13 protein-coding genes are annotated in these 23,563 nt (G+C 47.1%); 2 read left to right on the top strand and 11 right to left on the bottom strand.

The window, feature by feature from the left end:
* The first annotated feature begins 233 nt into the window (after positions 1–233).
* The gene (locus tag MHI27_RS15550) at positions 234–1,475 is read left to right on the top strand and encodes a response regulator (protein ID WP_405174110.1); all 1,242 of its coding nucleotides are present in this window, start codon (positions 234–236) and stop codon (positions 1,473–1,475) included.
* Positions 1,456–3,234: a sensor histidine kinase gene (locus MHI27_RS15545; RefSeq protein WP_081382913.1), complete on the top strand. Its 1,779-nt coding sequence runs from the start codon at positions 1,456–1,458 to the stop codon at positions 3,232–3,234. Before MHI27_RS15550 ends, MHI27_RS15545 begins: the two co-directional genes overlap by 20 nt.
* Positions 3,235–3,452: 218 nt before the next feature.
* On the opposite strand, the gene MHI27_RS15540 is transcribed toward MHI27_RS15545, so the two are convergent.
* From MHI27_RS15540 to MHI27_RS15490, 11 genes are all read right to left on the bottom strand, one after another.
* Positions 3,453–3,701, bottom strand: coding sequence for a hypothetical protein (locus MHI27_RS15540; protein ID WP_042188352.1), 249 nt, complete (start codon positions 3,699–3,701; stop codon positions 3,453–3,455).
* A gap of 220 nt (positions 3,702–3,921) precedes the next feature.
* Complete coding sequence (locus MHI27_RS15535) at positions 3,922–4,950, bottom strand: cache domain-containing protein (RefSeq protein ID WP_405174109.1); 1,029 nt, start codon at positions 4,948–4,950, stop codon at positions 3,922–3,924.
* A 63-nt stretch (positions 4,951–5,013) separates the two neighbouring features.
* The gene (locus MHI27_RS15530) at positions 5,014–7,461 is read right to left on the bottom strand and encodes an alpha-L-rhamnosidase N-terminal domain-containing protein (RefSeq protein WP_405174108.1); all 2,448 of its coding nucleotides are present in this window, start codon (positions 7,459–7,461) and stop codon (positions 5,014–5,016) included.
* 100 nt (positions 7,462–7,561) lie between these two features.
* On the bottom strand, positions 7,562–8,989 hold the full coding sequence (locus MHI27_RS15525) for an ABC transporter substrate-binding protein (RefSeq protein WP_405174107.1): 1,428 nt from the start codon (positions 8,987–8,989) through the stop codon (positions 7,562–7,564).
* A gap of 141 nt (positions 8,990–9,130) precedes the next feature.
* Positions 9,131–10,015, bottom strand: coding sequence for a carbohydrate ABC transporter permease (locus tag MHI27_RS15520; protein ID WP_076286758.1), 885 nt, complete (start codon positions 10,013–10,015; stop codon positions 9,131–9,133).
* A gap of 5 nt (positions 10,016–10,020) precedes the next feature.
* A complete protein-coding gene (locus MHI27_RS15515) occupies positions 10,021–10,953 on the bottom strand; it encodes a carbohydrate ABC transporter permease (RefSeq protein ID WP_218640913.1) in 933 nt (310 codons plus the stop codon).
* Positions 10,954–11,229: 276 nt separating this feature from the next.
* A complete protein-coding gene (locus MHI27_RS15510) occupies positions 11,230–13,335 on the bottom strand; it encodes a hypothetical protein (protein WP_405174106.1) in 2,106 nt (701 codons plus the stop codon).
* Positions 13,328–15,970, bottom strand: a complete 2,643-nt coding sequence (locus MHI27_RS15505) for a glycosyl hydrolase 2 galactose-binding domain-containing protein (protein WP_405174105.1) — start codon at positions 15,968–15,970, stop codon at positions 13,328–13,330. The genes MHI27_RS15510 and MHI27_RS15505 overlap by 8 nt, the downstream gene beginning before the upstream one ends.
* A gap of 653 nt (positions 15,971–16,623) precedes the next feature.
* Positions 16,624–19,428 carry a glycoside hydrolase family 2 TIM barrel-domain containing protein gene (locus MHI27_RS15500; RefSeq protein WP_405174104.1) on the bottom strand — a complete coding sequence of 935 codons (2,805 nt, stop codon included), beginning with the start codon at positions 19,426–19,428 and terminating at the stop codon, positions 16,624–16,626.
* Positions 19,429–19,658: 230 nt separating this feature from the next.
* Entirely contained in the window at positions 19,659–20,771 is a 1,113-nt protein-coding gene (locus tag MHI27_RS15495; RefSeq protein ID WP_076299768.1) for an alpha/beta hydrolase, read from the bottom strand.
* 239 nt (positions 20,772–21,010) lie between these two features.
* Positions 21,011–23,470: a GH39 family glycosyl hydrolase gene (locus tag MHI27_RS15490; protein WP_405174103.1), complete on the bottom strand. Its 2,460-nt coding sequence runs from the start codon at positions 23,468–23,470 to the stop codon at positions 21,011–21,013.
* Positions 23,471–23,563 lie beyond the last annotated feature (93 nt).

Below are 23,563 nucleotides of genomic sequence, written 5' to 3'. Positions count from 1 at the left end.
GTCTATCACAGTACATTTTGCAAAAGTTAGGATGGAATCCTATGAAACGGTTTGTTAAGCTGTTGAAATGTTTAGAACTTCGGCTATGCGGACATTTTTGTACTTAGCCACCGGTGAACATACTGCGAAATCGTTTGTGATCCTGACAACTGAGAAATTACCGCTCCTCTAAAAGAGGTTTCATGTTTATAATGACTGTAAGACATATTAGAAACTACTTCGAGGTGAGGCCAATGTTGAAAGCGCTTATAGTAGATGATGAATATCTCGTCCGTATGGGCATCACCCAAACCATAGACTGGGCAGAATACAACGTCGAGATCATAGGAGAAGCCAGCAATGGCGAGGAGGGTTTGGAGCTTGCACTACAGCACCGCCCGGATGTGATTATTACCGATATCCGTATGCCGTATATGAACGGTCTTGAACTTATCGAGAAAATACGGGAGCAGGACATGCTCGTAGGCATTGTCGTACTTAGCGGTTATGACGAATTTCAATATGCGCAGGCTGCATTACGTTATGGTGCCTCCACCTATTTGCTGAAGCCCATTAATATAGAAGAACTCGCAGATACAGTACGAAGCGTTGGCGATGAAATCCTGGAGAAAAAGCAACTCTCCAAGCGATATTCACAGCTTAATGAGGAAATTGCCGCGATATCCAAACAATTCTGGCAGGATTTACTGCATGGCCAGCTGCATAGTGAGGAATTCATTACCAGCAAAATAAAGCTGCTGGAGCTGCAATTGGAATCAGGAAAAGCTATGCTGCCGCTGTCCATAGCCTTCCCTGCTGATAATGGTCTTCAAGGAACTGATGTAGGCAAAGCGTTGGAGGATGAAGCAGCGGTTATTCTGGAAGCGTATTCTTTTGAACAGCTCTGTCTATTCCGCGATAGTCATCTGGAGTGGGTTATGATTCTCCGAACCGATGAACCTGAGCTTGCCGGTGATTCTGCCCGCAGATTAGGTAAGCAGCTATCGGAATGGAGCCAGCAGCACTTCGGCCAGGCTCTTAGCGTTGGCATCGGCAAACCAACTGAAAAATGGAACGGAATCGTAGATTCATACAAACAGGCTGTGCTTGCTGCGCAGCGTGCATTGTCTGGTATTGAACGCGTGTTGTACGCTGAGGAAGAGGCCGGAGCTCGATGCCGGCGTGAAATCAGAGACGCCCTCGCTTTTATCCGGGAGCATTATGCTGGGAACATTACCGTGGAGATGGTTGCTGCTGCTGTGTTCGTCAGTCCAACCCATTTAATGCATCTATTCCGCAAAGATTTGAACAAGACTTTCTATGAATGTCTGACGGAATATCGGATTGAAGAAGCCAAACGTATGCTACGCAATCCGATGTACCGGGTCTATGAGGTGGGCAATCAGGTTGGTTTCACCGACTCCAAATACTTTAGCCAGATTTTCAAAAAGATGACGGGCATCCCGCCGAGCGAATATGCAAAAACCTATGGTTAAGCTAACGATGGCCAACCGGATGGATTCTTGGATGCGGAGGTTCAAGATCAAAAGTCGGATTGTTGTTGTCCTGTTAGTGGGATTGTCTCTGCATCTGGTGCTGATGCTTGTTATTTTCAACTTCTATTCCTATACCTATCTGCAAAAGGATCTGTATCGCCATGTGGTCCAGACTCAGCGCCAAATTGGGCTCAGTGTGGAGTTGATGGTCGATGACATTCAGATGTTGTTCCTGCGATTTCTGGTGAACAGCGACATTTACCAGATCATTAATAACGATTCCCTGCCGGCAGCAGACAAGGAATTACGGATCGGGGCTATCATCGACGGTATGCTGGCACAGAATGATCTGGTGGGCAATGTAATCATCAACACCAATGATAATATGCTTTACTCTTATCAGTCCAAGGAGCAGATGCTCGAGGTTCCCGAAGCCTTGTTCATTAAACGTATACAGGAGAGCAGCATGCCTGTTGTCGGTGAAATCAAACGGGATGGGGACGGCAATGCCTATATCCCCTTCGGACAGCAATTCCGGAACTTCAATACGGGGCAAAATATCGGGGTCGTCATCATCTATGTCAGAGAAGCCGCCTTGGCAGATCTTTATTCCTCCAGTTTCACTGGCATTGGCTACTCCTTCCTGACTTCCAGCGAGCGGATTATATCTCACCCCGACAAGCGGCTCTTGGGCAATTTTTTGGAGGAGAACGCCCCTCTTCGTCCGGGTCAGAAAGAAGGCTACCGCACCTGGTCAGATAACGGGAATTCCTATATCATTGCTACTTATCCTTTGAATCCTAGGTTGGAGACGCTTGGCGTTAGCTGGGAGTTCACCAGTGTGATTTCTAGCCACAAGTTGCTGGAGGGAATTGCCAAGGGTAACCGAAATGCCCTTCTTTTCGCCAGTGTTACCTTCATTGTCCTACTGATTCTTTCCTTTTATCTGGCGGCCAAAATCACCCGACCACTATTAAACTTGAAGAAGAAGCTGAGTCTGTTTGGCAAAAAAGACTTAGCAGCTGTCTATGAGCAGCGGGCACAGGTCGATGAGATTTTCCAGCTAGAGAACAGCTACTATCAGATGGTAGAACGGATCAGCCAATTAATGCTTGAAAAAGATGAGGAAAAAGAGAAGCAGCGCAAGGCGGAGCTGACTGCGCTGCAGTCGCAGATCAATCCCCATTTTCTCTATAATACGTTGGATGCGATTGCCTGGATTGCCCGGCTGAAGAAGCAGCCCGACATTGAGCGGCTGATTTCTTCTCTGGCGACCTTTTTTCGGATTAGCCTGCATAAAGGCGATAAATTCGTTACTGTCGACGAAGAAATCCGTTTGGTAGAGAGTTTTGTGACGGTCGAGCAAATGCGTTTCCCGAATAAATTCGAGATTGAATACGATATTGAGGAATCGCTGCGCAAAGTCCGCATTCTAAAGCTGATTCTTCAGCCTATCGCAGAGAATGCGATCAAACACGGCATCAGCGAGAAACGTGGCATGGGCCGGATCTGGATTAAAGGCGAGCTGCTGGAGGATGAGATTCGCTTTACAGTGACGGATGATGGAGTCGGCTTTGCCAACGGCGCGACACTTAGCCAAGCTAAGGAAGATGTGCTGTTCCAGAGCGGATATGGGTTGCGAAATGTGGACGAACGGATCAAGCTGGAATACGGTCCTCAATATGGGCTAAGCATCTCCAGCACTCCGGGGCAAGGCACCACGGTTACGATTAGCTTGAAGAAGGAGCTGCCCAATTAACTAAGATTGTTAATGAATGCGGACATTACAAAGAAATCGTTCCTTTTTTGAGAGGTAGGTGGTACTTCCACTTTTCTCACAAAGAACGATTTCTTTTTTTGACGTGTGAGCAGTGTGGGTAGATATTCTGCTCAATATCGCGGGGAAAATGAAGCCCTGGACTGTCGCTATTACGTTTCAGTAACGTTTCCTGTTTGCTCAATGCTGTCAATACTGGTTTAATAAATAATATCGTGTTGTTCCCCGTCTTTGGGATCGTTAATAACAACCCACTGTTCCTCAACTATGTTTAGTTCCTCATTGCAGAATTCCATTGCTTCTTCTAATGTTTCATAACAATAGTCAGCATTTGCACCCTTATTTTCATGAGTTTCAAATAGAAATAAATAAACACGATACTTTGATTCATAAATCATTACCTTACTGATGTCCCCTATTGGTTCTGTAAGAAGAGCATACATTCTCATTTTTTCACCCCATATGTTCTATTGCATTATCTTACCATAACGTTATCCAGCCCAATAGTTGAACAAAACCCTACGAAGTAGATTCGCTGTGATCGGTTCCCGCCCAAGTAGATATAAGCACTGCTAGCCAGTGACCTTTTGCAGATTTTAGCGGGTAACCTGAAATTCCAATGCTTCATAGATTCTGTCTGCCATTCTGCTGCCATTCCGACTGCCAATCTTAGTCTTTCATCGTGGAGTTAATTTTCAAATACAACTGTTTCAGCGGATTAACAATACTGCCACTAAGCATTGAAATCAGCAACCAGAACACTATGAACACGACGATGTTTAAACCGATCATTAAATACTTAAACGTCCGCAGCTCTGCATTCATGCCGTCTGCAGAGATATAGGTGACAATCCGCTCGTCCGATTCGGGCAGCGGATAGAGCAAAATCAAGCCGTCGGCCGTTTCACGCTCCAACAAATCCATAGCACCGCTACTTGAACTATCTTGTTCTTCCGGCATAGCTGGATTATCCTTCTCCGGTGTGGCCAGCGCAGCTCTAATTTTTTGCAATCGCTTCATAGGAACATCCGCCGCACTCAGTAGCTTTCCGTTACTTGTCAGCAGATAAACTTCATTCTCTCCGTAGATCGTATTTTTGCCTGACAGGTAGAAGCTGTACAGCTTGTCAATCTCAACTTCGAGTGAGAGCAGACCTAAAATTTGCCCCTCCCCATTCTGAATTTTCACCTCAAGCAGCAGACGGTCGCGCAGATCAGAAGGTGCGTTCATTAGATGTTCCCGGTTCAGCACCGTCCAGCGCAAAGTCTGTTCCCGGTTATCCAGAAATTGTTCCATCCCCGGAACCTTCTTGATCTCTGCAAAGGGGAGAAGCCCCGACACATTGCTCGAGGAGTAAGTCCCTCCTGCTTCACCCCAAATATAAATGCCGAGAATGTCACTGCTAGAGGAGCGAATGCCCTCAAGTATCGGAGAAATTGCTCCGTCGTACGCTGGTTTTTTCAGAGCGTTTTGTACCACCTGATTGTTGGAGATAAGCTTGGAGGTCTCCTCCAGCCAGTTCATGAACAAAAGAGTATTCTTATGCTGCTGGCCAGTGTATTGAACAGATAACTGCCGCAACATATCCAAGCTTCTATGCTCCATAGTACGGTACAAAATGAAACTCGAAGCGACAATGTAAACGGTAATAAACAGCACCAGGACAAGGCGGATGTTGCGGCCGAATGATCTGAACATATAACTCCCCATCCCCCTCTGGTGTATGAATCAACGAAACGAAGATCAATTGAAATCAGACTATCAGCTAAAGTGACTAATGTCGATCTCCTTATAAAAAGAACCTGCATCTGTCAGCAGCACTTCATGATTAGGCAAGATAATTGTAATTGACGAACCGGCTGGCCAGTTAGCTTCAAAATGGAAGTTTTTATGTCCCGCTTCTGAATGGATTTCCCATTTTACATGTATTGGACCCAGACTTGTGCTTACGATTCCACTGGCCTGTTGCAGTTCGCCGCAATGTGGCTTTATGGTTATTCCCTCTATCCCTTGCCGGACACCCAATATCCCTCTTGTGAACTCAGTGATCGGCAGCGCGCTCCAGGCGTGACAGTCACTTCTGGTTCCAACAGAGTCCATTTCTGGGAGTGTAGTGAGGTTCAAATCCAGCTGTTTCATCCAACGAGCCCATAGTCTGAAGGAGCGGTCATACAATCCGCAATGTTCCAACGCGCGAAAAAGATAATAGCTCATCGGCAGCGAAAGTTTAGCCAGTGATGTGTCAGCCATTGTAGTCACTAGTAGTGCTGCCCCCTCTACAGCGTCCACCGTGCCAGCTAAAATCGCCCAGACCTGCGTATGCTGGCTAAGCTGTGTTTCTGTAGTCGCCTCCGGGCTGTCGCGGAACATCATACTGTTCGTTTGGCGGCAGCAATCCAGTACCGCAGCATTGACCACGGCTTTGCGCTGACGTAATTCTATTGCAATCTGCGTCCACCCGCTGGCGGCAAGCAATTCAGCCGCTTGCTCCAACGCGGCCGCATACATCAAGCTAAGCACGGTTGCAGGTGCACCTTCCGTACAGTCTGGTGCACCGAGTGGCCATTCTTCTACCCAGTCGAAATAATTCCAATATTGGCGAGGCGTTCTGTCCACCAGACCCTGTGGTGTCAGTCGCTGATCGAACCAGTCCAATACGGATAACAGTGGCAGTCGATACCGTTTTACGATATCCAAATCCCCAAAGGATCTGTAGTGGTCATAAATCATCCCGATCCAATACAAGGAGAAGGAGGGGATGACCTGTGGCAGTACGGAGGGGAAGCGGCTTTGCAGCATGCCGTTTGGCAGCTGCGAAGCCCTATAATCTTCCATTGCCCTCTGTGCCAATCGGTCGTCTCCTGACAACAGGTACGTAAACTCCATCATCAGTTTGGTATCCATGGTATATTGCAGCTGTTCATAATACGGCGTATCCTCGTAGGTCTCATGCATGCAGCGTTGTAGGGTTCGGACACTCAGCTCCCAGAGCTGGTTATATCGTTCATCGTTGCAATGAAAGCTTCCTTCCGCCAGTAACGGATACCCAGTCTCTCGATAACTGAAGCCGGATATCGTCAAAGGTTCAGCTCCAGTATGCACCTCCAGTCGGACATACCGGAAGGTACGAAACCAGAACGGTTCATAGGTTTCCACCTGCATCGAGGTGCCATAACCGGCTGGGTGGTAGCTGTCATATCCGCCTCTTAGTACATGCTCCCGCATATCATCGCGGACAGCTTTGCGGCGGATCTCGTCATCCCCAGTCTCTTCTTCGTAGCACTCGGCGTAAAGCAGGGTGATCCGGCTACCTTTACCCCCAAGGAGCTTAAGCTGCGGATAAGCTGTGATTAGCTCACCTGCATCCAGCTCCAGCCAAAGCTGCTGCTTCGCTTCCACATGTATTCCTGCTAATGGCAGGGCAACCTCACTAGCTTCATTCCGCAGCTCCAGACAATGCCCTTTTTCAAATAGGGCATCTCCTTCACCACTGCTGCTCCGCATCAGCTTTAGGAAGAGCTGCTCCCGCTCATACAGCAGCGGAATCGGACGTTTGTCCAGTTGCCATGGGGTCAATTGGCCATAATCATCCCGCACCGGCTGTACAATCCTTGCGGCTAACCAGGCGCTGTCGTCATATTCCGGCAGTGTCCAATCCAGCAGCGCAACGTCCCCCTCCACCTCTTCCAATCCGCCCATCCAGCGCATAATCGGAAACGGCTGAAGCCGGTAACTGTGGTCCCTAATGCTTTTCCATGAGGTATCCGTATTGAGTTCCTGCACAAGCTGCCCATTGTTCATAACATCCGCTTCTACAAGCAAGCCGCCTTTTTGCGAGCGCCAAATCGATAGAGGACCGTCTTCACCCAGTTCAAATGGCGAAGTCCCAGCATAATGAACTACCATAACAGCAATCACATTTATACCTGGTTCCAAAACGTCGTCCAAATTGAACTCCTCATAATAGTGTACATGACCATGACCCTTGCAAGGACCGGCCCATAAACGCTGCCCGTTAACAAAGAGTCTGTAGCGACTGTCAGCAGTAATGGCCAAATTCAGACTGTAGGCCCTCCCGGCTCCAGCTGGCAGCTCAAACATTTTGCGAAAATACACTCGCTCGTGTTGCTGCTCCCAACTTTCTGTCCCTTCCTCATCCAAAGGCCAGATCCATTGCGCGCTCCAGTCTCCCCATTCTTTTGCTGCCATATAATGCACCTCTCCTTTATCCCTTAGAGTAGATTTTGGCAATGCACGCAGAAACGGCATCGCCGCCCTTAAGAAGGACGACGCCGCCGTTTGACTGTGCTTATTTCACCTTGTCGAGATAATCACGTTGGAATTCTTCAGCAGCCTTAGTCAAAATCTCCAGTGGATCTGCGTTTTTGTCCGTTAGGACGGTTTGCAGTACAATATCCAGCTTCTGGTACAATTCCTGAGCGTTGACCGGCTCTTCTGCCCGCATGCCTTTGCTGCCGTTGTCCATATAATCACGGAACAAATCCAGGTTCACATTGTTGTATTTGTCGAGAATCTTCTGTTCTTCACCAATCCGTTTCTCATCTGTCCAAATCCGCAGGCCGTAAGGGCCTACGATCAGCCCCTGATCACTCAGTGTCTTTTTCTCAATATCCCAACCAGTTAATGCCTCTTCTGAGGACTCCGGTGTGAAGCCGTAGGTTTTTAGCCATTTGAATCCAGCATCAATCTGCTCAGGGGTTACATTAGGCGAGAACATATATAGACCACCGCCGAGCAGAGTTACAGGTTTCCCGATCGGTCCAACTGGAAGGGCGGACATTGCTACATTATCTTTAGACATTTTGGTCTGCTGCTGGATGACTGGAGGCCAGTCATTCATGCCGAAGCTCATAGCGACTTGATCGGTTCCGAACATGCGGAACATGTCATTCGTAACATCCACCAGATTATTGTCCGGCAGGACATCATATTTCCATTTCAAGTCCTTCACATATTGCAGAGCCGCCGCTGCCTCTGGAGAATTGAACACCGCTTGCCATTTTCCATCCACCTGTTTCTCGAATTCCGCGCCGTAAGCCCAAGCAATGTTCATGAACATCCAGCCGCCCTGGCCGCTTTTGGTTGGCAGGAATATTCCCGCCTTACCGGTCTTTTGCTTGATGATCTGCGCAGTTTGTGCCAGCTCTTCATATGTTTTAGGGAACTTTGGTATGCCCTTATCGTCCAGCAGTCCAGCTTCCTTGAAGAGATTCATATTGTACAGCATCCCCATCACGTAGCCGTCCTTCGGAATCCCGTAATATTTTCCGTCTTTAGTAACCATCTTCAGCAGATCTGGATTGATCGCCTGATCATAGCCATATTTTTTCATAGTATCCGTTATATCAGCTGCGTAATTTGCCTTGATAATTTTGCTTGTTTCTGTAAAAAAGGTCTCGTAAACCGTTGGAAGCTGACCGCTAGCCGCTTTAGGCAAGAAAGAGCTGACATCATAACCCCATTCATCCTTGTCCACAGTGATATCTGGATAATTAGCTTTCATCTTCGCCATGAGCTGCTCATACTGGGCAATTTTGGCTTCCTCATTCGGCTTCGGCCAGTTGCTAACCTTGATCGTCACCTGTTTGTTGCTCGCTTCCTCCGTATTCCCTCCGGCGTTCTCTTCTTTGGAGCCTCCGCAGCCAGCCAGACCGACCGTAAGAAGCAGCGTTAGCGCCAGTGTAGCTGTAATTTTTTTGGTGTGTTCGATTCTCAATGTAATTCCCCCTAGTCTTATTGTTAAAGCATTCTTCACAACATGTAAAGCGCTTTCTTTTAAATCTGAAATCATCTTACCACGCACCTTCTGCAGCACCCTACGGGGCAAAACTGTGAAATGGTTTGTGATCGGGTGATGTTACCCTTTAATGCTGCCGCCCATGGATTGTCCGTTCATAATGTACTTTTGGAAAAAAACAAACAGAATAATCGGCGGCAGAATCGCAAACGTCAGCGCAATAAACTGAATGTCCTGCGGCAAAGTCGCTTTCAGATTATAGATGGCCACAATGACCGACCAGGTCGATTTATCCTTCAGCACCATAAAAGGCCAGAAGAAGTCCTGCCAGACACTGTTCATCGTTAGTATCGTAATTGTGGCCATAACTGGTCCGCTAAGCGGGAGGATTATCCTGATAAAAATGCCGATGGTGCTCGCTCCGTCAATTTTGGCCGCTTCCAGCAGCGCCAGTGGGATGGTATCAAAAAAGTTCTTGAAGATCAGAATTACCACTGGATTCACGGCAGCCATAAACCACATCGGCCAGTAGGTATTGGTCAGATTCAAGTGCAGCAGTGGAAAATCAATCAGGTTTTTGAACAGCGGTACCATACCGACTGTATTCGGAACCATCATAGTCCACACGATCAGGGCAAACAGCAGTGCACTCCCTCGAGGCTTCAGCTTAGAAAAAAAATATCCTGCCAGCCCGTTAAACGTAAGACAGAACAGTACAGAACCGACAGCTAAGTAAGCCGTATTCAGATAGTAACTGAGAAAGTTAAATTCCTGCCAGGTCTCCCATAGCTTGCTTACATTGAATGAGCGAGGAATCAGGGTAGGCGGGATCGCATAAAACTCTTTGATGTCTTTAAGACTCGAAACCATAATCCAGACCGGAGGCAGAATACAGACGGCGGCAAGCACAATCATCAGAATGAACATGCACCAATACAGCACGCGTACCCAAGGTGACCTGTATTCTATATTGCCGATAATGCCAAATGCTTCTTTTGTTTTCATAGCTTCTACTCCCTGTTCAATTTCTTATCCAGCCGGAAATATATAATAGTTAGCACCATCAGGACAAGGAAAGTAATAACCCCCAGCGCCATGGAATGGCCTGCTTCAAAACTCCGGAACGCATAGTAATAGCTTTGGAGCATTAACGTCATAGAGGCGTTGTTCGGCCCACCTTCGGTCATAACCAGAGGCTCGTTGAAAATCTGGAATACACCGCTGATCTGCAAAATCATCATTAATCCGATCATGCTGGAAATTTGCGGAATGGTGATGCTTTTAAATCTCCGCCATACATTCGCACCGTCGATGGAAGCCGCTTCGTACAGATCATGATTAATGCTTTGCAGACTGGCTAGATAGAGCAGCACCGTTCCCCCGAAATTCCGCCAGGTAATCGTGAAAATAATCAGCATAATCGTCATGTCCGGGTCCTGAAGCCACTGCTGCACCGGGAATCCCAGAGCGCTCAGCATAATATTCAGCACGCCGCCCTTCCCAGGCTCAAACAGAAACATCCATAACATCGAGGCAGCAATGCCGGGAACCATGCTCGGAAAAAAGACCGAAAAGCGGAAAAACGATTTCCCATGCCTGAGCTCATTGATCACAACTGCGACTATAATGGGTACAGCAAAACCGATCAGCAGCGACCAGAACACATACACGAAAGAGTTGGTCAGTGTCTGCTGAAATGCTGAGTTCTGTATCACATCCTTGTAATTCTGCAGTCCGGCAAAGCTTACGGCATTATAACCCTCTGTATTGAAAAAAGAGAGCACAATGCCCTTGACCAGCGGCTGCCAGGAAAAAAAGAAAAAGGCAAACAGCGTAGGGACAATTAATATCCAAGATGACCAATCTCTAAATAGACGCCGCACAGGATAACCTTTCTTTTTCTTAGTCATTAAAGGATTTAGTTCAGTGGTTTTTCCAATCATGCTCCTGTCCTTCCTTCCTCCCGAAGCCAAGAATTCACTCCGGTCAGGCGTTGTATAGTTGTTATATTTAAATGATAGCGCTTCCTACAAAACCTCGAAATCCGGTAACCCTGCGAAAGCGTTTGTAAAGCTACTTATTTTGCTGGCAAGCAATCATGCGAGAAATATAAAAGATTGTGTATGGTATGAACCTTATACTTTCTTATATTTCAAAAAAAAGCGATGTACGCACCGGAATGGTCGTACACCGCTTATGTTCATGGTATGACGTTTTGTTTAGGCCTCACTTAGCCCTGAGCTAATGCATAGGACGGCTGCTTCCGCTCGAAATGCTTCGCTCGCCGGATTGGGCTGCTCCTCCAAAATGCGGAGTACCGCCTGCGGCTCCACGCCGGGCTGCGGCACACGGGATGGAGATACTACGTTCCAGTCCTGTTCACCCTTGAGCCTGTAAGATAACTCATAGAGATAATAACCCGCATGCTGCCCGTCAGCGAGTTGACTTACCCCATCCTGCCACGAGCAGAGTTCAAGAGGATGCTGTTTGTCAGGTAAAACACCGGAAGCGAGGGTAATGCACTCATTACGGACTACCTGCTGCTTCTGTTCCCAAGCCTGCTGATCTAGGATTCCCAGCTCTAGGCGGTATTCCATTCCCGGCTCTCCATAAAGAGTCCAAGCCACTGGACTACCCACCGCAACGAACTTCGGTGCCTCCAGTAAAACTGGCTGATGAACCGGAACAAAACGTTCCGTCTGCTCCCACTCGCCCGCAGCTGGACTGCGTCTGCGATAATGCACCGTCCCCGTGAATTCAAGCTCCTGTTCCTGTAGTATAGCTTTTAGACACAGAGCAGCCTGCTCGTAAAGGTCCGTGCAGTTGTTATGCCCGAAGCGGTAGCCGATCTCATGGCGAAGTGGAATGCCGCGACTCCGGACCAAGGCCGCGAAGGTAAAGCTGAATCGGCTGAGGGTAAAGGCATCATGCGTGCCGTGGTTTATCAGTAGCTTAGTGCCGCTCGCTTTAAGGCCGTCTAGGAAGAAATCGGATTCCAGTCCGGTCGTTTCCCGCAGACTTGCAGAGTCACCGGCTCCCGTAAGTGTCTGTAGCAGAGTCTCGATACCTGATCTTCTGGTCTGAGGATGCCGCCAGTCCTTCTTCCAGATATCCCGGTACCCGGTGTCCACCTCTGCCACGTGCCAGATCAACGGGCATGCCCCTTCCGCAAACTCACGGGTAAGCCCATTCAGAATTAGCGGAGGTGCATAACACAATGTGTACCGCACCCGGTACGGCAGCCTTAGAGGATTACCTCCCGCCAGCAACGCGGTCAGCCCACCGCGTGAGCCACCCACGGCCACAACCTGCTCCGCATCACCACCATAGCTATCTTGGCCTCTGGCAATTGCCGCCCCAATGCCGGCGTAAATGGAGCCTTGCAGGGAGCGGCTGCCGATGTAACCTCCACCGTTCCAGAGAACACCAACAACACCTTTGCCTGTGCTGGCCAGAGTCTTTCCGATGATTTCCAGAAATGAGGGACCTACAGTGCTGAAGGTATTTTCATTGGCATCATAATAACCGTTGAATAACAGCGGATAGCCCTTAACACTTTTCGCACTCCAATTGGGCGGCAAAATATAGGACGCAAGGCTATGCTGACCGTTCTTCGTAACTAACAGACTGCCGCTGATGAGCTGAAACACAGGCGCATTGCTTAAAAGAGCCCCATCGTCAGCGGATTCATTACGGTAGACCACCGGATACCCGAAGGTCTCAAGGATACGGTCGCTCAAGGAGATGGCAACTAAATCATCTACTGCATAGAGACTGTAGCGGTCACCAATATAGCGTTCAAATTGCGGGGTTTTAAGTTCTTTATCCCCTTCGTTACTGCCGAACAACTGATAATCTTCGGTATTGTATACATAAGGGCTATCTGGATCGTTATTATAGAGCCGTACATGCTCAGCTACAACCTTCTCTCCAGCTTCGTCCATCCGCAGGGTCCCGATGCCGTCGGTCCCACCATAACGGAAGCCGCCTTTCCCCTCAGCAGCACTGTTATCCCAGTGTGACACTACTGGAAGCGTATTGATCAGTAACGGACTGACCAATACGAACACTCCTTCCTCTGAATTCTGGGTTCCTTCAGCGTTCTCAGCCTCGACTGTATCCTCTCGCAGGGTTGACCAAGCGGCTCTGTGGAAAGTCACTTCACCGCTCCGCAAGCAGGCTAGCAGTAGTTCTGCGTTGTGCAATTTTAAGTAATCGGCCACAGCCCTAGTAACGGGTAGAGCAATGGGTTCAGATCCACCACTCAGAATAAAGCGACTTAGCGGAACGTATTTCCCCGGTACAAAACACAATGATTTACTCATAAATTCCTTCTCCTTCATCTGGTATCGTATCGCCATGTGCTGTCAGAAACGAGCAAAATTTAATTTCTGGCAGACCGTCGGTACTACAGTAATTCTCCCCAGCCAGAAATCCTCCCGACAGTTTTGGTGTGCAAGTAACCGTCACCGTCCTTTTTTCTCCTGGAAAAAGGGTGAGGAACTGTTCTTCTGCTTCCATCCAGTAGCGGTCCCCCTTCTCCTCTGCATGTACATGTAACAGTACTTCACTACCAGTATTATGGAGAGTGAAGTGAGCTTGGTGACTTATCTTTCCTACACCAGTAGGTTGCCATAAGCTTTCCTGCCACACCTGAAGGTTGCCACCTGTAAGATCAAGTGCTGGGGCATAAAGATGTTGGTTAGCGGTAGAGAACACATATAAATTTTGCTGCGATTCTTCTTCAATGTTCTGGAATGACAATCTGACAAAATATAATAGATCCTCAGGCTCAGGCACGCTGAAATTCAACTCCCCAACACAGACAGCACGATCTTTGTCTCCTTCTGCCTCGAAGGTTTGCCGATATAGGCTTCTGCCCGTTGCATCTAGCACTTCTGCATCAACCTTTACCTTGCCTCCATCCACACCATGCACGAATACATTTTCATGAAATCTAGTACCAGGCGTTAAAAGTAGGCTGCGATAATCTAACGAAGCATGCTGCGGACGGAAGGCTTGTTTCACCCAGTGGTAGGCCATTTTAGTTTCACCATAATAATCTACAAGATTGGTGCAAGACACATTCGGCCATGGCTCGTTGAACTGCCAGACAATGCTGCCGCTGTTCCGGAATTTGCGGCGACGGTTAGCCTCCAGCACGAAGCGGATTCCTTCTGCCTGCATCCATTGGCTGCAAGCAGAGAACTGCTTCAAATCATTCATGCTACCGAACATTTCTTCTTCACGGCTTAGCGTATCCCACCACTCCCCGTGATGTCTCCATACGGCGCTGTTCTCCATCGAGACAGGCTGCTGGTTGGCTTCATTCAGAAATTTCTCTAGGCTTTTGAGAGAACTCAGACCGTCCACTCCAAATTCGCTATGCAGTAGATTATCGTTACTGCCATATAATTCGTAGTGATAGGGGTTGCCCATATACTTCCAGTAGCCATGAACATCATGCCCCTGGCCGTTGGCTTCCGTAATATACTCCACCGGACCAGATGCCGAGGTCGGCAGAAAGAGCCGCTGCGGATCATACTGCTCTACCAGCCCCTTTAGCATCGCCAGATTGGAATCACTGAGGTCTGAAGGCTTGTTTGGTTCACTCATTAATTCATTTCCACCGCTCCATACCGTTAGTGATACATGATTGCGTTTGTCGCAGAGTGCGGTGCAAGCCGTCTTACGCAGCAGTTCCAGGAACTCTGGCTGCTTGGATGGAATATTATCAATGCCAGAACTCGATTGGATGAACTCCTGCCAGACCATAATGCCGTTTACATCACATAAGTCGTAAAACGCTTTCTTCTCAATGATTCCACCGCCCCATACCCGAACGAGGTTGATATGTGCCGCTTTCATAAGATGGATCATCTGCTGATACTGTTCGACCGTCACATTTCCGTAGAGATGATCCAAGGGTGTCATATTTACCCCTTTTATATAAATCTTGCACCCGTTGATCACAACCGTATAAGGTAGCGCGTTGTCGGGGCTTCCTTCATTAAGGATATAATTAAGTTTGCGGATGCCTGTCTGTAAGCTTCGTGTATCGAGCTCCATATCGTCTTCGTCCATTAGCTTCAACTCAAGGCTGTAGAGTGGTTGTTCTCCGTAACCGTTTGGATACCATAGCTGAGGTTCAGGTATTTCGAGCTCCGCGTTCACAACTTCTCCCGCAAGAACAGAGTACGACTGAACCAGCAGCGGATTCCCCTTCGGATCAGAACAAGTGATGCTCGCTGTCAGCCTCCCTGTACGTTCAGGACCAGCCATCTGTTTGATGCTTGCCTGAATAGAAATTCGACCAGACACCTGCCCGTCATTCTCACCAAGCTCTGCATCTGTAGTGATCGACACGTCTTGCCAAGAACAATCCCGGTGAACTCTCAGTACCACATCATCCCAGATTCCGACGTTAACTAACCTGGTGGAGAAATCCCATTTATAATTAAAACGGCTCTTCTGCGTAAAGGTGGCCGATGTTTTGCCGATTTGCCCCATTTCATCCGGTGCTTGCTTCAGTAGCACTGAGATTTCCAGACTCTCCCGCTCCGAGAGGAGATCTGTAACATCAAATACAGCAGGCTCGAACATTCCCTTATGTTCACCCAACAGGATATTGTCGGCGTAAACAGCTGCTTCATAGTCTAGCCCCTGAAAGACCAGTTCAACTCGGGATGCCTTCAGCTCAGGATGTTTCAAAGTCGTGCGGTAAACCCACCAACGGTTCTCTACCCATTCACAGCTTAAGCTGTTCAACTCTTCATAAGGATTGCTAATCCAGCCCTGTCTGTAGAGATCATAATGAACTCCACCCGGCACAGTAGCTGGCATCCAGTCTGTAACTCCCATCAATTCCTGCCCTAGCTCCATGCTGGTGCCCTTTAACGGAACCCAAGGCCAGTACCCTTTGACTTCCCACTTTAGATCGTTCAATAAAATTTGTTTCATGTCTTCTCCCGTTCCCCCAAATCCTGCTTAATTTGGCGCTGTTCATGACTAAGAACGGCTCTGGCGCCATCGGTTAATGCGCTTACAATTCTATTCATCCAGCTTCATTACCAATGATAGCATCGGGTTATCATTTTCGAAGGCCCCTAACCCTGTGAAATCGTTTGTTAATCTGCGCAGTTGCAGATAAATACAAACAACCATTCTAGAAACAAGCCGTTTGTAGAACGCGAAAAAGGAGTTCCCTCTAGCCGTGAAGGGCCACTGGGGATCTCCTTTGCTTTTTGTTTGGTTTGAGATTCAAGAACTCCTGCAACGATGTAGCACCTATCGGACTGAGATGACCCTAAGCGCAGTATTATTACACTTTTGGAATGCTAACGGACCCTATAGTCGCTATTCGCATAAAAACTCTGTAATTGAGCCTCTTTCTGAGTAATAGGTTCACTGGAGTCCGAAACTCTCACAAGCTAGAGGATGATTACACTGTTGAAGTTGAAGTCTGCGTCCTAACTAGCACAAAAAGAGCAGCGGTTCTCTCGTGACTTAGAGAATCGCTGCTCTGCTGTTAAACGGTCCATCGTATATAAAGAATCACTGTCCCTGTGTTCTGTTCATCCATATGAAATACAATGAAGAGCCTTAGCAAACCCCTACTTGATTAACTCAAGAAGCTCGTTAACAGTTGCTTTGTATTGTGGTTTGAACGCTGCGGATTTCATGTAACCCGCAAGGCTTGATAAGAACTGTCTTCCTTCAGGCGTATCGCTTACCTTGTCTGCATCTAAAGCGCACACTAGTAAGTTGCCTGCTCCTACGCTGCATTCCACGAGGAAACTAAGCTTATGATTTCTTTCAAAATTGTCGATGGTCTGCACCACGGGATTCCAACTGCGATCAGCTTCATCCATGATAATGGATTTTGAGTGCTGAACGATATTCCACCATGGATAGGTTGAATACTTCTCGGTAGGGAACTCGTGGAATACAGGATGGCTGTTATCAATTAACAGCCCCATGGTACCCACAGGAACTGGCCGGTTCATGCTCTCTGAAATTGAGCGGAACATTGGGTAACACCAGAAATCTGTGCAGTAATAACCTTCGACAGCATTTTGGAGAGTTTCCGGTTTCGGCATCAGCAGCACGCTCTCACCTTGCTCCAGCAGTGCAAGCGCATCACTAGACAGCTTGTCGAATACATGGATGCCTTCCAGCATATTGCCGCTCTTTTCTGGGTAAATCCATAGATCGTAGCTCTTACGAATATCTGTCCCCTGTATCGAGAGAGACAATACGATAGTACTCATCCGGTTAACTACAGGCAGCGTTATTTCCAAATCGCAGATATTGATGTAATTCGTTCCTGCAGGAACGTTCACCTCGGTTGTCCCTTCTGTCAAAATGCCGTTATCCACAGTTAGTTCCCAACGTAATTCAAGTGTATCTGGCAAACCGCTGCGGAAGCAGCTTAGCTCTACATGGGCATCGAACGGTTCACCGGAGACATAGTTATACTTAGGAAATCTCGCCAGCAGAACGGCATCATTGCAAAAGGTTCGCCATTCCTCAGGGCTAATCATTCCTTTGGAATCCATAAAGGCGTCGAGGACACCTACTAATGCTGTTCCCTGACCGCTGAAATCCTGGAGATCCAGGAGCTGGAAGCCGGCAAGCCGCCGGGAGCGGAATGCCGCCTCGAGTTCCTCTTTGTAACAGGATACGGCCAGCTGCCCTGAACATTCGAAGTATTTAGCGGCTAAATGCCCCAGTCCCTTACTTTCCAAGCGTTCACGGAAAATTTTGAAATTCTCGGCCTTGAGTGGTCCGTTATATTTTTCGATCTCTTCAAAATTTGGATAGGTTGCGTATTGTCCAATCTCATGCGAAACAACAGGAATGTGCGGTATCCATTCGCCGGAAGCCTCATCTGCCTTCACGGTCTTTGCTTCGGTACCATACTGAATCTGGATCTCACCGCCAGCTGTATCTTCCATCTTCTCTCCATTCAAGAGATCCAAAGGTACGATTTGATCATCATAATCCTTCATTGTACTCGGCAAGGCAGTCTGTACATGTCCTAGTGGTGCATCACACATGGCATAAGAGCCTCTAAATAGTCGTTCTCTGGAAAAGCGTACCCCACTGAAGAAATCGTCATGTTCCAGAATTTCCGGTACCCATTGGTGGTTATTGGAGCCCTGTGTATAGAGAATCCGTTTATCGAACGCTTTATAGTCCTTCAGGAAAGAATCAATTTTAGCTTTACTGCCCCATAACTCATTACCAAGGGACATCATCACGAAGGAGGGATGATTGCCGAAGGCCTGGAGAATGGCATAACCCTCACTGATCAGATAATCCTGCTCTGCTTGATTATGGCCATCATCGGTTTCTTCCGTGATTGTACCCCAGAATGGAAGTTCTGGTTGCATATAGATCCCAAGCATATCCGCAGCGGTAAATGCCGCCTCCGGTGGACAACAGGTATAGAAGCGATAATGATTGATACCGTAGGACTTGGAAATGCCAAGGATTCTTACCCATTCCTCGACATCAGTTGGGGCATAGCCGGTGAGCGGGAAGATCAGGCCGTCATGTTTGCCGCGGAGAAAGGTTTTCTCTCCGTTGATTGTAAACTTGTCGCCCTCCGCTCGGAATTCCTTCAAACCAAAGATAAGCTCCTGTTGGTCAGTAATATGTCCATCCCTGTCTTTCAAAACAAGGGTTATATTATAAAGATTGGGAGCGCCTTCACTCCAGAGCAACGCGTTTTGGCCTAGCACATAATCGACGGAAAAAAGCCCCGGTGAAACAGGAAACTCACGCTCGTCCACCGTGTGTGTCTCTTCACTATTGAAGCTTTGAGCAGACACCGCAAGCGTAGTTTCACAGTTGCTGTCCAAAGTTGCTGTAATACGAACCGTACGTGCAGCCAGATTCGACTCCAGTCGGATATTAGTAAGCTGCGATTCCCCATAGAACTGAAGCTCCATACGACCGGTAATTCCATTCCAGTTGGTCTGGGTATCCTGTGAAGTCAAATGTCCGCCTTTGGTTGGGTAATCGGTATTGTCCACACGGACGGTGATTGTATGAATTCCAGCTTGTAGCTTCGGCAATTCATATATATGCGGGGTGTTCAGACTGTTACGGCTACCGATCTCCGTATTGTCCAGCCAAAGCGTCGTTAGTCTCGTCCGTTCCAAAAATAGATAGCAGGCCTTACCGGCCAGCTCATCCGGAATGAATACCTCTCTTGCAAACCAGACTTGCCCTTCAAACAAATATTCATCGGTTAGAGCGCTTACTAAAACTTCCTCGTTCTTTGGTCCATTACGTGCGTATGACGTTGTTCCCGGCAGTGTGATAACATCTGTAAAAGGCAAGGTTAGTCCCTGTTTTGTCTCATCCAATTGCAACTTCCATTCGCCTTCTAGGTTGATCTTTGTCTGCAAAATATCACTCCTATTATGGTAATCACTGAACTCAAGCAGTATAATGCTCTACTATATAAAGCTTAGCATATTAGGCCAGATAATTCAGTAGAGTGGTTAACACTCATTTGAATGACGACAGGTCTAAACTTACAATATAGCCGGAGCATGAATGTGCCTGATGACAAGATTTAATAGTAATTTCAGAACAATAAAAAAAGCCGCAATGAGCGGCTTTTGAATATAATTTATTACACATTCTCCAGCATGAAATTCCCAATTTCAATCAAACTATCTTCCGCTTGCGGTGTGACCCCCACCTGATCGGCAAAGCCGTGAGAAAGTCCTTTGTACCGTACCGTTTTCACTTTGACGCCCGACTCCTTCAGCTTTAAGGCATATGCATCATCCTCAATCCGCAGAAAGTCATATTCGCCAAACAAAATAATGACAGGCGGCATCCCTTTCAGATCTCCTCGCAGCGGGCTCACATGAGGGATTGTATCATCGGGCACGCCCAGATATTCACCTAAGCCGACAGTTCCTAAACCACCGCTCAACAGATCCAATATAGATCTAATTTCTTTTTCCTGAGAAGGGGATATTTCATAAACATCTCTGCGCTGCATATGTTCCTGCATACCTGCTGCGTCCACGCTTGGATATAGTAGTGCCTGTGCCTTTACCATCTGCGTTCCTTCATCCCGATCTTTCATTGCGCATACCGTGGCTAAATTCCCACCTGCGGAATCACCGGAAATACAGATGCGATTCGGATCACCATTAAATTCTTCGGCGTGAGCATATATCCATTTCAACACGGTATAACAGTCGTCGAGTCCAGCGGGGTATGGGTTCTCCGGAGCTAAGCGGTAATCAACCTGAATCGATACACAGCCCGTATTTGCAACCACAAGCTTGCACATCTCCTCTACTACTTCGGGTCCTCCTGCTACGAAACCGCCTCCGTGGATGTAATAGAACACTGGCTGCAACTCTCCACTCTTCTTCTGCGAAGTGTAAATTCGCACTGGGACAGCAACATCACCGTTTTGAACGGTAGCATGCCTCACATCAACACCTTCAGTAATCGGAATGCTGTTCACGCCATTCATCATCTTGCGCATTTGAGCTGCACTTTTTTGGATATTTTTCTTTCGGCTGCCTTTCAACATCATCTTAACCAGCATTCCCTTGAAGCCTTTTAGGATTGACTCCATACTTTGATAAAAGCGTGGATCCAGCACGCCAGGCTCATCGGTTTCAGGAATAGGCTTAATCAGGATATCCAGTCCATTTTCATTAATTACATGTTGCCTTTCTAGCATCGATGTAAGAAGCTGTTGCGAATATTTACGTTCCATGATGATTACTCCTTTTCAAATGTTGTATGGTAAAATGATTTGCGGCGATTTGTATTGGTTGCCATAACTCAATTATAGGTTTGGGTTTGCAGAAAAAATATCGCATTATTTCTTTTGTTATATCCTTCTTTTATCATTATTATTGAAAGCGATTTCAAAAATGATGTCGAGAGCAAAAATACAATATAAAAAACAAAAAAGGACAACACTAAAGTCATCCTTGTTATACTATTCTCTATTTAACGTGTTAATCTAATCACTTGTACCTCATGAGGTTGTACAACAGCATTTACCACAAAATTTGCTGTCACTTGCAGCGAACGCATTTGAAATAACGGCAGGGACCGACCTTCAAGATAAGACCATTCTTCTGGACGCATGTCCTTAGGTGCCCCCATATTCAACCATTCATCAAAGGCGCTTCCCCCAGCCGGACCTACTGAATACCTTCGCTCTGTATAAACACCCGGCGTTAAGCCGTCTAGACGAATGTGATACTGACGGGTATTGCGTATATTGAACACGTTGTAACGTTCGGTTTGAGTCAAGTGAGTGGTATGACGGTAGCGATATAGAGTATCATAATGACAATAATTATATAGGAATATCTGTATTTCACCTTTCGAGGAAGTTATAAAATACCCATCACCTTCAGCTATTAGACCGCTTCCTGCATAACGCAACAATTGCAGCGCCCGATAACAGCTTTTGGGCAAACCTCCGCGAGTGAATAAACCAAACCCGCCATGAAAAAGATCCGACGAAGGAACAATTTCCTCCATATGGTCACTGAGAGACCAGTATCCCATAGCCTCAAAGTGGTCGTAATTCTCCAGAATATTTTTGAAAAGAAAAGCAGATTTGTAGGAGGTATCATTACACAAATCACGCTGCCATATGTTATTACTCCACTCTTCAAGAATCACAGGCAGACTAGCGAAACCACGTTGACGCAACAGCTTTTTGACCTTATGTAACGCGTGTTTCATAAACTGTTCATCGCCGCTTACCGCAAGTGGAAAAGCTTCATCCTCTGCCATGAGCTGAAGACCATTGTCTTCCTGACCCGGTAAGATGCTGTGATAAGCACGTAGAGCCAGAGAGTCGGGCAAACAATTCCCCTTACTGCAAGACACTAGGAATTCGCTGATAAAATTACTAGAATCAATGTTGCTTCCTGGACCAACAATATGTAGCTGCGGATCGATAGCACGGATGGCGTGGCTGGTTTCACGGTAAAGCACCCAGTATTCTTCCATGGTAAACACACCATATCCTGAGAACTCTGGACTCACAAAAGGAGCAAATCTCCATTCCCGCACGGACTCAATCCCATACCGATCAATGAAATGCCTAATAAGGGAAGTCACAAGGTCGAGCCATTTGTCTAGATGCTCAGGCATAGAAAGGATACTTGGCCTCTTAAATGGAAACACGGCTTCCCTCGCTAATGCAGAAGGCATATAACTAAATTCAACATAAGGCTTTAACTCCACTGAAAGCATGAAGTCCAGTACCTCATCTACATAAACAAAGTTATAATCTGCGCTACCAGACATTTTCCTGACATACAGCATCATGTCATCGTCTAACAGACCTTTGCAGCGCATATAGCGAAAGCCAATCTCCTTTTGCAGCTTTCGTATTTGCGCCTGTATCGCGCCATTCAACAGATCCTTGGCGTAACCTGCATTAATCAACGTCCGCCAGTTATGACTCAGCGTCCGAATCTTACGGCCAGTGTCCACATGAAGATCATATCCCTCATTGACCTGAGGTTGGACAATGGAGTGCTCGTTGTGATGCAAATGCCGCATTAGTGAAGTGAAATCGGTCGAAAATCCCGCTGTGACCATTCTGTTCTCCTGTGGATCTGTCGCATCATGCTCATTTACTTGACGGTATTGCCCTGGTGTAACACCAAAGCGCCGTTTGAAGGCGTCGATCAAAGCGTTGGTACTTGGAAATCCAACTTCTGAGGCGATGTCCGTGATCGTTCTTTCACTACGAAGAAGTGCCACTGCCTGACTCAGTCTGACATTTGTAAGGTAGGCAGTAAAAGTAAGGCCAAGCTGTTTCTGAAATAAATGGGACAGGTAGGAGCTACTTAAATAGATAGTAGAGGCTAGTCCACTCAGAGTAATATTTTCCCGATAATGTCGGTGGAGATAGTCGGTTGCTTTGCGCAATCTTTCCTTACTTGAGGATTTGGAGGGATCCTTCTGCTTGTTCTGCTCAAGAAAAGTATGCACTAGACTGTTCAGCAGTACACCTACACGACTACGCATTAGTATAGGTAAACGAGATTCGTTTTTGTAATAGGCCTGGAATACACTGGCGAACTCACTTCGGATTACATTAAAGCGAGCTTGTTCGTCCTTAGGGTATAGAAAAGACTTACACTCTATAATTATACTTTCAATCTCAGGACAAAAAGCTGCCAAAAATGCCGGCGAGATAAACAGCGATAGCGCCTTGCCCGAACCTTTCATATTTAAAGCGTGCAGTTGGTAGCTATTCAATACAATAATGTCATCCTGCTGAACTTCATAGGTAAACTGATTGTCATCCAACTGTAGTACCCCAGTTCCCTGCAAGATGTACATTACCTCAAGTTCTTGATGCCAGGAAGCGATAGCGTCTTCAGGGAGATTAATTGAAAACCTGAAATCCGAGGCTATCAATGTATTTTCTTGCATACCCAACCTCCTATTCTTAATCTTAATAGAGCCTTGCCTCATCCAAAATCCTATCATATAAACCCATGAAATCAAGTTTACTGTCTTATTGAT

Source organism: Paenibacillus sp. FSL H8-0261, assembly GCF_045040645.1.
Lineage (GTDB): Bacteria > Bacillota > Bacilli > Paenibacillales > Paenibacillaceae > Paenibacillus_AQ.
Note: the sequence above shows the minus strand (reverse complement) of the source record. Positions and strands in the feature narration are given on the sequence as shown.

What these genes read in the sequence shown, in the direction of transcription:
- MHI27_RS15550 (WP_405174110.1), top strand. Translation starts at nt 234, where the DNA reads ATGTTGAAAGCGCTTATAGTAGATGATGAATATCTCGTCCGTATGGGC.
- MHI27_RS15545 (WP_081382913.1), top strand. Translation starts at nt 1,456, where the DNA reads ATGCAAAAACCTATGGTTAAGCTAACGATGGCCAACCGGATGGATTCT.
- MHI27_RS15540 (WP_042188352.1), bottom strand. Translation starts at nt 3,701, where the DNA reads ATGAGAATGTATGCTCTTCTTACAGAACCAATAGGGGACATCAGTAAG.
- MHI27_RS15535 (WP_405174109.1), bottom strand. Translation starts at nt 4,950, where the DNA reads ATGTTCAGATCATTCGGCCGCAACATCCGCCTTGTCCTGGTGCTGTTT.
- MHI27_RS15530 (WP_405174108.1), bottom strand. Translation starts at nt 7,461, where the DNA reads ATGGCAGCAAAAGAATGGGGAGACTGGAGCGCGCAATGGATCTGGCCT.
- MHI27_RS15520 (WP_076286758.1), bottom strand. Translation starts at nt 10,015, where the DNA reads ATGAAAACAAAAGAAGCATTTGGCATTATCGGCAATATAGAATACAGG.
- MHI27_RS15515 (WP_218640913.1), bottom strand. Translation starts at nt 10,953, where the DNA reads ATGATTGGAAAAACCACTGAACTAAATCCTTTAATGACTAAGAAAAAG.
- MHI27_RS15510 (WP_405174106.1), bottom strand. Translation starts at nt 13,335, where the DNA reads ATGAGTAAATCATTGTGTTTTGTACCGGGGAAATACGTTCCGCTAAGT.
- MHI27_RS15505 (WP_405174105.1), bottom strand. Translation starts at nt 15,970, where the DNA reads ATGAAACAAATTTTATTGAACGATCTAAAGTGGGAAGTCAAAGGGTAC.
- MHI27_RS15495 (WP_076299768.1), bottom strand. Translation starts at nt 20,771, where the DNA reads ATGGAACGTAAATATTCGCAACAGCTTCTTACATCGATGCTAGAAAGG.
- MHI27_RS15490 (WP_405174103.1), bottom strand. Translation starts at nt 23,470, where the DNA reads ATGCAAGAAAATACATTGATAGCCTCGGATTTCAGGTTTTCAATTAAT.